We start from the raw sequence: 14,010 nt of genomic DNA on the forward strand, positions 1-14,010 counted from the left end.
GGAGATGAAGGATTGAATGATTTGAATGGCTTAATTAGCTGCGCTCGGTACGAACCAGAAGGTTCTCACCTTCGTCGCTAAAGCGAAGAAACTAAACAGTTGAAGATAATCAGGAGTATTTAATTTCGAGGAAGGTTGCTTAATTGGCGCGCTCGGAAGGATTCGAACCTTCGACCGCCTGGTTCGTAGCCAGGTACTCTATCCAGCTGAGCTACGAGCGCGTCTCTTAAAGCATTCTCTGATACAGAGATAAATCACGATTGGAATCATTCAATAAAGAATGGCGCGCTCGGAAGGATTCGAACCTTCGACCGCCTGGTTCGTAGCCAGGTACTCTATCCAGCTGAGCTACGAGCGCGCATCGTGGGGCGCGTATTATAGAGAGTAAACAATAACTGTCAACTAACTTTATACGCTTCTGCAAGAAGCAGAAAAACGTGGCGGAGAGAGAGGGATTCGAACCCTCGATAGGGGTAAACCTATACGCCCTTAGCAGGGGCGCGCCTTCAGCCACTCGGCCATCTCTCCATGTCACGGCGCGCATAATACCACGTTATTTTGAAAATCAAAGAAAAATTTCAAAGAAATTAATGCTTTAGAAATTTTCCTTTGATGAAATACGAGGGATCAGTAGTTACCGTTTGCCTCTCCATCACCATCTTTTTCACGCTGAATGCGCTGATAGATTTCTTCACGGTGAACAGCCACTTCTTTTGGTGCATTCACACCAATTCGTACCTGATTTCCTTTGACACCAAGGACAGTAACGGTCACATCGTCACCAACCATCAGTGTTTCGCCTACACGACGGGTTAAAATAAGCATAGGATTCTCCTAACATTCCTGTTCGATTTTAGGGTGCTGTTGGCGTTAGCCGAGTTCTCATCCCTTGCATCCAGTATTGACCAGTCTGGTCAGATTGAAAGCTACAACTTTAGGGTTATTGAGAATTTTTAGTTATTAAAGAGAGACCAATCATTGAGCTCTCTTTAATACTAATCAGGAAAGGCAGAAATCAGGCGTCTGCTTCAGCGTCTAGTCCAAATGCTGTATGCAGGGCGCGCACGGCCAATTCCAGATATTTTTCTTCAATCACTACTGAGATTTTAATTTCAGAAGTAGTGATCGCCAGAATATTAATATTTTCATCCGCCAGAACTTTAAACATTTTACTGGCAACACCGGCATGGGAACGCATACCGACACCCACCATAGACACCTTACAGATGTCATCGGTTCCCGTAACTTCACGTGCATTTAACTCAGCGGCGGTCGTACGTAAAATTTCCAGAGCTTTCTGGTAGTCATTACGGTGTACGGTAAAAGTAAAATCGGTGGTGCCATCTGCAGAAACGTTCTGGATGATCATATCGACTTCAACATTCTGATCACTGACAGGAACCAGAATTTTTGAAGCAACACCTGGGATATCAGGCACACCTTTTACGGTCACTTTGGCTTCATCACGGTTAAAAGCAATACCGGAAATAACTGGATTTTCCACGGAGCTGTTCTCCTCCATTGTGATCAGAGTGCCGTTTCCTTCCTTAAAGCTGGAAAGAACACGGAGCGGAACTTTGTATTTGCCTGCAAATTCAACCGAACGAATCTGCAGAATCTTAGAGCCTAAGCTGGCCATTTCCAGCATTTCTTCAAACGTAACCTTTTCCATACGTTTGGCAGAAGGCACAACACGCGGGTCAGTGGTATACACACCATCAACATCGGTATAGATCTGACATTCATCGGCCTTTAATGCCGCAGCCAGTGCCACACCCGTGGTGTCAGAACCACCACGACCCAACGTGGTAATATTATTGTCTTCGTCGATACCCTGGAAACCAGCAACCACACATACACCGCCAGCATCCAACTGAGCGCGCATGGCATCGGTATCGATATCTTCAATACGGGCTTTCATATAGGCATTATCGGTTTTCATACCCGCTTGCCAGCCGGTGAAAGAACGGGCATCAATGCCACGCTTTTGTAATGCCATCGATAATAAAGCAATGGTGACTTGCTCACCGGTCGATACCAACACATCCATTTCACGGGGAGTTGGGTTATCTGAAATATCTTTTGCCAGACCAATCAGACGGTTGGTTTCACCGCTCATTGCCGAGACGGCAACCACAACCTGATGACCAGCGTCGTGGAAAGACTTCACTTTGTCTGCCACGTGCTCGATGCGTTCGATCGAACCAACCGAGGTTCCACCGTATTTCTGTACGTATAACGCCATGATAATTCACTGGGTCGACTGAATTTAAGGGGCGCTAATTAAACACTAATTGGCCCATTCAGAAAAGATTTGGTGGTAATTCAGGCAATTTTCAAGGGCATTTAACAAAGTAAGTCGGGATTTAACGAATAACTCCTGACCCAACTCAAATATCTGGCAATAAAAAGCCGTGTTATCGAATATCAATAACACGGCTTCAATCTCAAACAGAGACAGCGCAGAACATTAAGCCAGCTTTTCAGCAGCCCAAGTTTCAAATGCTTCCAGTGCCTGATCGATACCTTCCGGCTTCTGACCACCTGCCTGGGCCATTTCCGGCTTGCCGCCACCACGGCCATCCACATATTCAGCAACGGCTTTCACCGCATCACCGGCTTTGGCTTTACCAATCACATCTTTGGTCGCACCGGCCAGTAACGTCACTTTGCCATCGTTATCAGCCGCCAGCAGAATCAGCGCAGAACCCAACTTGTCTTTCAGGCCATCCATCGTAGTTTTCATAGTTGGCACATCGGTGCCGTCAATACGGGCTGTCAGAACTTTCACTCCAGCAATGTCTTTTGCCTGTGCGGCCAGATCCGAACCCGCAGAGCTGGCAAGCTTAGCTTTGAGCGCTTCGATTTCTTTTTCCAGCTGACGGCTGCGAGCCACCAACTGCTCTACTTTATCGCCAACGTTATCGGTGCTGCCTTTCACCAGACGAGCAATACCGCCTAACGCCGCTTCCTGTTCGGCCACAAAATCCAACGCCGCCTGACCAGCCACCGCCTCAATACGGCGGACACCCGCTGCTGCTGAAGCTTCGGTCGTAATCTTAAGCAGACCTAAGTCACCAGTACGTTTGGCGTGAGTACCACCACATAATTCGATTGAGAACTGCTCAGCACCTTCACCGGTACCCATCGACAATACGCGAACTTCGTCGTCGTATTTCTCACCGAATAACGCCATTGCACCGCTGTTTTTGGCATCGTCGATATTCATCAACTTGGTCACCACTTCACTGTTATCGCGAATCTGGTCATTCACCATGGTTTCAACCGCGGTGATTTCTTCCGGGGTCATGGCTTCCAGATTAGAGAAGTCAAAACGCAGTTTGTCGTAGGTTACTAACGAGCCTTTTTGAGCAACATGCTCACCCAATACAGTGCGCAACGCCGCGTGTAATAAGTGAGTGGCCGTATGATGCAGCGTGGTTGCCGCACGTTTTTCCGCATCCACTTCAGCGGTCAGCTGATCACCAACCTTAATGTTGCCTTCTACCAGTACACCGTGGTGAACGTGATTACCGTCCTCTTTGGTGGTGTTCTTAACCTGGAATACAACACCAGCGGCTTTCAGGAAGCCACTATCACCGGCCTGACCACCACTCTCGCCGTAGAACGCAGTTGCATCCAGCACTAGCAGCGCTTCGTCGCCAGCAGTCAGGACATCCACTTTTTCGCCATTTTTAATCAGCGCTTGAACGGAACCTGTGTTGCTCAGCTGATCGTAACCACAGAATTCGGTTTCACCTTCCAGACCTAAACCACTCGCTGCTTTAGCTGAGAAGTTACCGGCTGCACGGGCGGTTTCACGCTGATGAGTCATGGCTTTATCAAAGCCTTCTTCATCCACTTTCAGGTCTTTTTCACGGGCCACGTCAGCGGTTAAATCCACCGGGAAGCCATAGGTGTCGTACAACTTAAATACGGTTTCACCCGGAATGGTGTCGCCTTCCAGCTTGGCAATGGCATCGTTAAGAATGCCCATGCCTTTATCCAGCGTTTTAGCGAACTGTTCTTCTTCTAAACGTAATACCTTGGATACCTGATCCTGCAGCTTCACCAGCTCTGGGTAAGCTTCGCCCATTTGTTCCGCTAACGCCGGAACCAGCTTGTGGAAGAAACCAGCCGGAGCACCCAACATATGACCGTGACGTACCGCACGACGAATAATACGGCGCAATACATAACCACGGCCTTCGTTCGATGGGTAGACACCATCCACCACCAGGAATGCGGTTGAACGAATGTGGTCAGCAATAACGCGCAGAGATTTGTTCTCAGTATCGGTGCAACCGGTGACATCTCCCGCCGCTTTTAACAGCGCCTGGAACAGGTCAATTTCGTAGTTAGAGTGCACACCCTGCATAATCGCCGAGATACGCTCCAGACCCATACCGGTATCCACCGATGGTTTTGGCAGCGGCTGCATTTCACCGTCTTCGGTACGGTTAAACTGCATAAATACGTTGTTCCAGATCTCGATAAAACGGTCGCCGTCTTCTTCCGGCGTACCTGGCTTACCACCCCAGATATGCTCACCGTGATCGTAGAAAATTTCGGTACATGGGCCACAAGGACCGGTGTCACCCATCTGCCAGAAGTTATCCGAGGCGTATTTCGCACCTTTGTTGTCACCGATGCGGATAATGCTGTCTGCCGGGATACCCACTTCTTTATTCCAGATATCAAACGCTTCGTCGTCTTCAGCGTACACCGTCACCAACAGTTTTTCGGTTGGCAAGTTCAGCCACTGATCTGACGTCAGGAATTCCCAAGCGTATTTGATCGCATCTTGCTTGAAGTAGTCACCAAAGCTGAAGTTACCCAACATTTCAAAGAAGGTGTGGTGACGTGCGGTGTAACCCACGTTTTCCAGGTCATTGTGTTTACCACCCGCACGCACACAGCGCTGAGAAGACGTGGCGCGGGTATAGCTGCGCTTATCCTGGCCGAGAAAACAGTCTTTAAACTGCACCATACCGGCGTTAGTGAACAACAAAGTCGGGTCATTACCCGGAACCAGAGGGCTGGAAGCAACCACTTCGTGGCCTTTGGAAGCAAAGAAGTCGAGGAACTTTTGGCGAATCTCAGAGCTTTTCATACGGTGCTAAATCCGAACGGATAAAATAAAAAGCGGAAGTATAGCGGTTTCCCCAGGCGGGGGCTAACGCCTGCGATCAGATCTCATTACTTGACTTAGAATGAATCATAAATAACCATATATTCATATTTAAATAAAAGTTGGAGACCACTATGAATCTTGACCGAAGTGTTTTTGCCGGAGCAGGCACACTGATCCTGCTCAGCGTTATTTTATCTCAGGTACACAGCGTTTATTGGCTTGGGTTTACCGGGTTTATTGGCTTTGTCATGCTGCAATCTGCCTTCACCGGGTTTTGCCCCATGGCATTAGTGCTGAAAAAGCTGGGAGTCAAACCAGGTAACGCGTTTAATTAGAGTTGGCTGGATCACACCTACCACACAAAAACGGAGCTTCTATAATCACGCCCTTCTATCCTTCCCTTCAAACCAGAGGCGTTGAATATGTTGCTCCGTTTTTTGATCCTGATGATTTTTGTTCCGCTGATGATAAGAGTCACGGACGTGATGGCAACCGAGCCGGGCCATTGGGTTAGTTACCCTGACACACTCCCAAAGTTTGATTACAGCGGCGACAAACTAAAACACCATTGGCCACAGTTAACCAAAAGTAGCTTCATTCCTTACCCCAGCCCGGATCAACTCAAGTCTGTTGCGTTACAATTCCCTTCTCTGATCACGCAACAAGCTGAACATCAAACATCATTGCACCCAGCGGTGGAACAAGCGCAGGCCGGAGATTTTAATGCGTTATCTGAAGCCATTACTCAGGTGTGGCGTCACCACTACCAGGGAGAGTTTGAAGAAGCATATACCTTGGGTATTCAACTGGGTTATGCCGGTTTAATACCGGCGTTTTACGCAAAAATGATGTACACCACTTTATTAGAGAGTGACCCGGAACGCCGACTCGCCAATTTTCAGGAAATTATAGGACTGTCAGAAACCATTGCGGAGCATGTAAACAATTACCAACCGGCCTTGTTTGGCCTCACCTATGCCTATGCCCGGGAACTAGAACTATTACCAACATCAGCCGCTGTTAGTAGTGGTCACCTTGAAGCAGCCAATGATTTATTAACTCAGATGCGGGAGCAGTTTCCTCAACGAGCCATCTATCCGGCCATGCTTGGCGGCCTCCATGCTGGCGTTGTTGAGCGCGTAGGATCGTTTGTTGGTCGCATTACTTACGGCTCAACAGAAAGCAGAGCGATTGCACATTTTCAGGCAGCTCTGCAATTAGAGAGTGAATTGCCTGTTATTTTTAATGAATATGCCACAGCAATGACCCGCCTTGATTCCCGCAAATATGCCAAGGAGATTGGCCAGGCTCTGACAAGCTGTGTCAGCCTGCCGGTATACAGCGCAGAAGAAGCATTAAATCAACAAGCATGTCAGAATAAGCTATCAACGCTCACTCTTGCAGGTAACTGAATGACTCTTCCTTTTCCGGCCGATATCGCAACCCCTGTTATTCTGATTGCACTGATATTTTCAGCAGCATTATTGATGCTGCAATTGGCCGTTGGACCTTTTGGCCATGTTCGCTTTATTCACCTTCACCAATCCTACCTTAAATACCCGGCTCCATTACGAAAGACATTAAGCTCAGCAGCAATAATAATTATTCTTATTGCGACTGCGCATTTACTGGGCGCTATCTCTTTTTTACCCGCCGAATAACCATCTCAAGCGTTATAAAAACCGCCTATTACCCGTATAATATTTGCAGTTTTTTCACTCAGGGCCCTGAGAATGATTCTAAGGCCCTTAGCATTCACTTTTCGGAGTTCGTTTTATGCAACGTATCGTCATTGTTGGCGGTGGCGCAGGCGGATTGGAACTGGCAACTCAACTCGGACGGTCATTAGGCCGAACGAGCAAAGCAGAGATTGAACTGATTGATGCCAATCCGACTCACTTGTGGAAGCCATTACTACATGAAGTTGCCACCGGCGCTTTAGATTCAGGAATTGATGAACTGAATTATCGTGCCCATGGTAAAAAACATGGATTTAACTTCCAGTTAGGCCGGATGTCGGGCCTTGACCGCGACAATAAGCACATCATTCTGTCCCCTATGGTGGATGATCAGGGTGATGAAGTTCTGGCTGAACGCAAAGTGAGTTATGACACCCTGGTACTGGCACTGGGCAGTGTCACCAATGATTTTGGCACCCTTGGTGCCAAAGAGCATTGTGTCTTTCTGGATAGCCGCAAACAAGCGGATAAATTCCACCAGACGTTGTTGAATGAATTTCTCAGAGCTAATGCCAAAAGTGGCGACAATGATCAGATTCGCGATCTGGATATCGCGATTGTTGGCGCAGGTGCAACCGGCGTCGAATTATCCGCTGAGCTATACAACACGGCTGAAGAATTAGTCAGTTATGGCTTAAAAAACCTGAAGCCACAAAACCTGAAGGTTACCCTGATCGAAGCCGGCGAACGCATTCTTCCAGCATTGCCACAACGTATTTCAGCCGCAGCCACAAAAGAGCTGGAAAAGCTGGGAGTCACCGTCAGAACCAATACTCTGATTACAGCTGCAACAGCAGAAGGCTTTGAAACAAAAGACCAGGGGCCGATCAAAGCCAAGTTAAAGGTCTGGGCTGCAGGGGTGAAAGCGCCTGAGTTTATGAAAACACTGGGACTGGAAACAAACCGCGTCAATCAGATTGTTGTGAACCGACATTTGCAGACAGAGGATGACAACATTTTTGCACTGGGTGACTGTGCCAGTATGCTGCAAGAGGATGGCAAACCCGTACCACCTCGGGCGCAGGCTGCACATCAACAAGCCAGCCATCTGTTTAAAGCACTCAAAGCCCGGCATAAAAATAAGCCAATGCCTGAGTTTGTTTACAAGGACAAAGGTTCACTCGTTTCACTCAGTCGTTACAGTACCGTTGGCAGCTTGATGGGTAACCTGACTCAAGGCTCAATGATGATTGAAGGCCGACTGGCAAGACTGGTTTATGTATCGTTATACCGATTACATCAGATTGCATTACATGGTTATTGGCACACTATACTGCTGTCACTGGTCGGCCATATCAACAAGGTCATCAGACCCAGACTGAAGCTGCATTAACGGCTGATCATCCGCCAGGCGATAATCGCCTGGCGTCATCCCGGTCCAGCGTTTAAACGCTTTATAAAAAGCGCTGGGCTCTGTATACCCCACCATATACGCCACTTCGTATAAAGGCAGTTCTTCGCTTTTCAATAACTCCAGCGATAACGTATGGCGAGCCTCATCCAACAAATTCTGGTAGTTAGTCCCTAAGGCTTTCAAACGTCGTTGCAAGTTACGAACACTGATTCCTAAACGCTCAGCCATGTATTCCTGAGAAACCTGACGCTCAAGTAAACACGCCTGAAGCATGCCCTTAAGTTCACCGTAGACATCCAGATATTCTCTGAATTTATGATTGCCTTTCTCAAGATTGCGTAATTCATTGCGGTACAATTCAGGCTGCTGAAAAGGATTATTGCGTTGCCACAAAACTCTGGAAAAGCCTAACGCAAATACATCGGCTTCCATCACAGAAATATTCGCCAACGCTAAAGAGTCGGGCTGCCCCGAAGAATCTGACAGGCCAGAAAAACCAATTTTCTGGTAACAATCGGAAGGCAAATATAATGTCAGGTCATTTGAAAATTCAGTACCTTCGAGCATCGTCTGACAAACAAAATACAATGTTGATGCGACCAGAACAGCGGCATAATTCAGCGTATTGTCTGAGGCCAAAGGCTTCAACACAATCCGTTTTTCTCCGGCATCACTTTCTATATCAAACGCAATTCTGCCGACAACAGAATGTGAAAACCGACAGTATTGTGGCAGTACATTTTCAAAGCTATCGCCATAATGCAATAAACGAATCAGAGATAAATCCTGAGCTGCCAGGTATTTCCCGGTAGAGACTAATAAACGATAGTCAAAACCTTGCTGCACCATATACAAATAGACGTCAGACAGGCGCGCAGCAGCCACCCAGCGTGGCAATGTCTGAGTTTGATTTAATTTAAGTAGTTGCCAAACAGGAGTAGTGTTTATGCCCCGGCTTTCCCAGAACGCCAGCAAATGCTGAATGATGGACACATCAACCTGAGCTGTTGAGTTTATATCCTTTCTCAACGTGGATTTTTGATTATTTATTATCACTTCCCGGTAAATAAGCTTATAAACATATCGCTGTAAGAATATAGATACAGAGATACAGATTTTAGGCATATACCTGCGAGTGTGTTTTCCAGTGGGTGTTCTGTCAATAGACTGAGACGACAGAGAAACAAATGTCAGCGTAAAATATCCAGTGACGTTACAAAGACTGGAAATATGCGACAAAAAATAAAAGTTTTTTATTACTGAGTATTATTCAGCTCATCCAGTGCGTAAGTAATATAGTCCTGAGAAAAACCACGATACGCCATAAAACGATAAAGTTTCTGCTTACGATTCGGGTCATTTTCTTTCAGTGAATGGTATTTTTTTTTCAGTGTTTGCAAGGCACTGTCATACCAATCGCCCTCAAAAGACTCAAACGTCAAAGTAATCGTCTGGGCATTAATTCCTTTTTCTTTCAGTTCCTGGCGAATGCGCAAAGGACCAAGGCCACGAGCAAAGCGTGAGTTCAGAAATGACTCCGCAAAGCGTAAATCTGATTGCCACTGACGTTGCTGAAGGTCGTCTAACAACTGCTCAAGTATTTCAATCTTTTCGCAACGAGACTTAAGTTTTCGAAATAATTCAAGGCGGGAATAATCACGCCGCGACAGCAGATCGACCGCTGCCCGACGCAATTCATTTTCATCGAGGAAATCAGGCTTCTTCTGCTGCATCCACATCTTCGGCAGCCGATTCTTCATTTGAGATATTTAGCAACTGGGCACGAATCTGAGCTTCAATTTCAGCGGCCATTTCAGGATTTTCTTCCAGGAACTTGGAAGCGTTAGCTTTACCCTGACCAATCTTATTGCCTTTGTAGCTATACCAGGCTCCAGACTTCTCAACCAGCTCACATTTCACACCCAGGTCAATAACCTCACCCATGTGGTAAATGCCCTGACCATACATAATCTGGAATTCTGCCTGGCGGAACGGTGGTGATACTTTGTTTTTCACCACTTTCACCCGGGTTTCGTTACCAACAATTTCATCACCCTGCTTCACTGAACCGGTACGACGAATATCCAAACGAACAGATGAGTAGAATTTTAATGCATTACCACCGGTGGTGGTTTCCGGGCTACCAAACATCACACCAATTTTCATACGAATCTGGTTAATAAAGATCACCAGACAGTTCGCATTTTTAACGTTGGCGGTAATTTTACGCAGCGCCTGAGACATCAGACGAGCCTGTAAGCCAACGTGGGAATCACCCATATCGCCTTCAATTTCAGCTTTTGGTGTTAACGCCGCAACGGAGTCCACCACAATCACATCAACCGCACCAGAACGAACCAAGCTGTCACAGATTTCCAGTGCCTGTTCACCCGTATCCGGCTGTGATACCAGCAGGCTATCCAGATCAATACCCAGCTTCTCGGCATACAGTGGATCTAACGCGTGCTCCGCATCAATGATGGCAACGGTTTTGCCAGCCTTTTGCGCCTGTGCCATCGCTGACAAACACATGGTGGTTTTACCTGAGCTTTCCGGGCCATAAATCTCAACAATACGGCCCATTGGCAGACCGCCAATGCCCAAAGCAATATCAAGCCCCAGAGAACCAGTGGAAACCGCCGGAATCGCTTCACGTGGTTGTTCACCCATCTTCATGATGGCGCCTTTACCAAACTGACGTTCAATCTGGCCCAGTGCAGCATCAAGCGCTTTTTGCTTATTCGCGTCCATAAAGAATTCCTTTAATGTTTAACCATTCAGACCGGCGGGTGAAACACCTGTTTCGATCACTGTAAATTTAACCAGTATTTAACCATAGCTTTTTTTAGTCGCCAACCCCTTCGGAGTAAAAAATACTGGAAAGATATACAGGAATTTTTTAACGGCTTTTTTCACCCCTCTCCCTTACAATTCCCTCTTTCATTTTTCACTCGTATTTGTATCCACTATCTACGCGATTAAGGACACCTGTCATGGCAGCTCAGCCCAGCACCAAACATACTCCAATGATGCAGCAATACCTGCGTATTAAGGCCGACTTTCCTGACACTATTCTGTTCTATCGCATGGGCGACTTTTATGAGCTGTTTTATGACGATGCCAAAAAGGCAGCGCAACTGCTCGACATCACCTTAACGGCTCGTGGTAAAAGCGGCGATGGTCAGCCAATCCCGATGGCCGGTGTGCCATTTCATGCCGCAGAGAACTATGTTGCCAAGCTGGTCAAGCAAGGAGTATCGGTCGCCATTGCTGAACAAATCGGTGACCCGGCGACCAGCAAAGGACCGGTAGAACGCAAAGTGGTTCGGGTATTAACACCCGGCACACTAACCGATGAAGCGTTATTAGATGAACGCAGTGACAACCTACTGGTTGCCTTGTGCTCAGATCAGCAACGCCATGGCCTGGCGGTATTGGAAATCAGCTCAGGACGGTTTTCGGTATTAGAAGTCGATGGTGAAGAAGCTTTACTGGCCGAAGTTTAGCGTCTGCGTCCGGCGGAATTATTGGCAAATGAAGAGAATGTTTATCCGGAGATGATCAGCGAGCGCATGGGCTTTAAGCGCATGGCGCCCTGGCATTTTGAATCAGACACCGCGCTACGACTGCTAACGCAACAATTAAAAACCCGCGATTTACGGGGCTTTGGCTGTGAAGCCATGACAGTAGCCATTCGTGCCGCTGGCGCCTTGTTGCATTACGCTCAAGACACCCAACGTAACAATCTGCCACACATTCGTACACTCACCGTGGAGCAGCCAGACGATGCCATTGTGATTGACCCTGCATCGCGCCGTAATCTGGAAATCGACATCAACCAGAAAGGTGATGATCAGTACACCCTGACCTGGATTATGGATAAAACCGCCACCGCCATGGGCAGCCGTTTGTTAAAACGCTGGCTCAACCGGCCAATTCGGGATCAGCAACAACTGCAACAACGCCAAGGCTTTATTCGCCAACTGATTGATGGCTACGCTTGGGAAGGCATCCATAAAGCGCTAAAACAGGTAGGCGATATCGAACGAATTTTATCTCGCGTGGCATTGGGTTCTGCCCGCCCTCGGGATCTGGCACGTTTGCGCGATGCGTACACCGTATTACCTGATATTCGCCAACAATTGCGTGACCTGGATACACCACTGGCAGCGGCGTTACACGATCGGGCGCAGGAATTTCCGCATTGGGTTGAGCGTTTAACCCAAGCCATTATTGAAAATCCGCCGGTGGTGATTCGTGATGGCGGAGTGATTGCCGAAGGTTACGATGCCGAGCTGGATGAGCTGCGTGGCCTGAGTGAAAACGCCGGAGACTTTCTGGTCAAACTGGAAGAGCGGGAAAAACAGCGCACCGGCCTGAACACCTTAAAAGTCGGCTACAACCGGGTGCATGGTTACTATATTGAAATCAGCAAAGCTCAGTCGGATCAGGCGCCTACCGAGTACATCCGTCGCCAGACACTGAAAAATGCTGAACGTTTTATCACTCCCGAATTAAAAGAGTTTGAAGACAAAGCACTGAGTGCCAAAAGCCGCGCATTAAGCCGGGAAAAAATGCTGTATGAAACTCTGGTTCGCGAGTTAGGCGAAGACCTGATCAATTTGCAGGTCAGTGCAGCGGCCTTATCCGAACTCGACGTGCTCACTAACCTAGCGGAACGGGCGGAAACCTTACGCTTTGCACAACCACAACTGGTTGATGAATCGGTCTTACATATTCAGCAAGGCCGCCATCCGGTGGTGGAAAACCTGATTACCGACCCGTTTGTCGCCAACGACACCCAGCTAGATCAGCAACAACGGATGCAGATTATTACCGGCCCCAACATGGGCGGTAAATCGACCTATATGCGTCAGGTGGCAGTAATCACCCTGCTGGCCTATGTTGGCAGCTATGTTCCGGCGGAAGCTGTCACTTTGGGGCCGATTGATCGTATCTTTACCCGCATGGGCAGCGCCGATGATGTCGCCGGTGGCCGTTCAACCTTTATGGTGGAAATGACCGAAACCGCCAACATCCTTCATAACGCCAGCGAAAATAGCCTGGTGCTGATGGATGAGGTCGGTCGTGGCACCAGCACCTTTGATGGCTTATCTCTGGCCTGGGCCAGTGCAGCCCACCTGGCCGATTCCATTAATGCGTTTACCTTGTTCGCCACTCACTACTTTGAAATGACTGCTCTGCCCGAACAGCATGACAATGCCTGCAATGTCCATCTGAAAGCGACCGAGCACGACGATAAAATTATCTTCCTGCATTCGGTTGAACAAGGGCCAGCCAACCAGAGTTATGGTTTGCAGGTCGCACAGTTAGCCGGTGTGCCGACCAATGTCATCACTCAGGCCAAAACGCAACTACAACAACTGGAGCAGCAAGCGCCGACTCAGGTACAACCTGCGTCACAAGAACCGGCCGCTAGCGCTCAGGCCGCTGCCGAACAGCCAGCTCAGCCTCAAAACCAATCACAAACCGACATCCAACATCAACCCCAGTCCCAACATCAGCCCCAGCAAGGTGATATGTTCTCTGTGATGCCATCGGTTGTGGAAGAGAAACTCGGCACACTGGATCTGGATAATATGACGCCACGACAAGCGCTGGAGAGCTTGTATCACTTAAAAGAGTTGCTCTGATTCCACTCCCGTTTTAAAAATTACTTATGAAAACCACTTATATAAGGTGGTCTTTTTAGAACCAGACTAATGGAAACTATAACCCATTGGTCTGGTCGGAAGCTTGCGGCCCGGGCAAGGGCTACCTAA

The 14,010-nt window shown here is 47.9% G+C and carries 10 protein-coding genes, 3 tRNA genes and 1 pseudogene; 5 read left to right on the top strand and 9 right to left on the bottom strand.

The window, feature by feature from the left end; translation table 11 throughout:
• Positions 1–144: 144 nt before the first annotated feature.
• The 6 genes from KFF03_RS13875 to alaS all read right to left on the bottom strand — a co-directional run bounded on the left by KFF03_RS13875 (position 145) and on the right by alaS (position 5,113).
• A tRNA-Arg gene (locus tag KFF03_RS13875) sits at positions 145–221 on the bottom strand.
• 60 nt (positions 222–281) lie between these two features.
• Positions 282–358: transfer RNA gene (locus KFF03_RS13880), tRNA-Arg, on the bottom strand.
• An 80-nt stretch (positions 359–438) separates the two neighbouring features.
• Positions 439–528, bottom strand: a tRNA-Ser gene (locus tag KFF03_RS13885).
• A gap of 99 nt (positions 529–627) precedes the next feature.
• Positions 628–825, bottom strand: a complete 198-nt coding sequence (csrA, locus tag KFF03_RS13890; protein WP_255857519.1) for a carbon storage regulator CsrA — start codon at positions 823–825, stop codon at positions 628–630.
• Positions 826–1,015: 190 nt separating this feature from the next.
• Positions 1,016–2,245, bottom strand: coding sequence for an aspartate kinase (locus tag KFF03_RS13895; RefSeq protein ID WP_255857520.1), 1,230 nt, complete (start codon positions 2,243–2,245; stop codon positions 1,016–1,018).
• A 225-nt stretch (positions 2,246–2,470) separates the two neighbouring features.
• Positions 2,471–5,113: an alanine--tRNA ligase gene (gene alaS, locus KFF03_RS13900; protein WP_255857521.1), complete on the bottom strand. Its 2,643-nt coding sequence runs from the start codon at positions 5,111–5,113 to the stop codon at positions 2,471–2,473.
• Positions 5,114–5,265: 152 nt separating this feature from the next.
• Here alaS and KFF03_RS13905 point away from each other — a divergent pair, with 152 nt between their 5' ends.
• The 4 genes from KFF03_RS13905 to KFF03_RS13920 all read left to right on the top strand — a co-directional run bounded on the left by KFF03_RS13905 (position 5,266) and on the right by KFF03_RS13920 (position 8,206).
• Positions 5,266–5,469 (top strand): DUF2892 domain-containing protein, encoded by a 204-nt coding sequence (locus KFF03_RS13905; RefSeq protein ID WP_255857522.1) that lies wholly within the window; start codon positions 5,266–5,268, stop codon positions 5,467–5,469.
• Between the two features lie 87 nt (positions 5,470–5,556).
• Complete coding sequence (locus KFF03_RS13910) at positions 5,557–6,546, top strand: hypothetical protein (RefSeq protein ID WP_255857523.1); 990 nt, start codon at positions 5,557–5,559, stop codon at positions 6,544–6,546.
• On the top strand, positions 6,547–6,795 hold the full coding sequence (locus KFF03_RS13915) for a hypothetical protein (protein WP_255857524.1): 249 nt from the start codon (positions 6,547–6,549) through the stop codon (positions 6,793–6,795).
• A gap of 115 nt (positions 6,796–6,910) precedes the next feature.
• The gene (locus tag KFF03_RS13920; protein WP_255857525.1) at positions 6,911–8,206 is read left to right on the top strand and encodes an NAD(P)/FAD-dependent oxidoreductase; all 1,296 of its coding nucleotides are present in this window, start codon (positions 6,911–6,913) and stop codon (positions 8,204–8,206) included.
• Here KFF03_RS13920 and KFF03_RS13925 read toward each other — a convergent pair.
• The 3 genes from KFF03_RS13925 to recA form a co-directional block, all read right to left on the bottom strand.
• Entirely contained in the window at positions 8,153–9,220 is a 1,068-nt protein-coding gene (locus KFF03_RS13925) for an AraC family transcriptional regulator (protein WP_255857526.1), read from the bottom strand. The genes KFF03_RS13920 and KFF03_RS13925 overlap by 54 nt on opposite strands.
• 263 nt (positions 9,221–9,483) lie before the next feature.
• Entirely contained in the window at positions 9,484–9,960 is a 477-nt protein-coding gene (locus KFF03_RS13930; RefSeq protein WP_255857527.1) for a regulatory protein RecX, read from the bottom strand.
• Positions 9,941–10,978, bottom strand: a complete 1,038-nt coding sequence (recA, locus tag KFF03_RS13935; protein WP_255857528.1) for a recombinase RecA — start codon at positions 10,976–10,978, stop codon at positions 9,941–9,943. Before recA ends, KFF03_RS13930 begins: the two co-directional genes overlap by 20 nt.
• A 242-nt stretch (positions 10,979–11,220) precedes the next feature.
• On the opposite strand from recA, the pseudogene mutS reads away from it, so the two are divergent.
• Positions 11,221–13,881, top strand: a pseudogene (gene mutS / locus KFF03_RS13940) (DNA mismatch repair protein MutS).
• Positions 13,882–14,010: the final 129 nt, after the last annotated feature.

The organism is Bacterioplanoides sp. SCSIO 12839, assembly GCF_024397975.1.
Taxonomy (GTDB): domain Bacteria; phylum Pseudomonadota; class Gammaproteobacteria; order Pseudomonadales; family Oceanobacteraceae; genus Bacterioplanoides.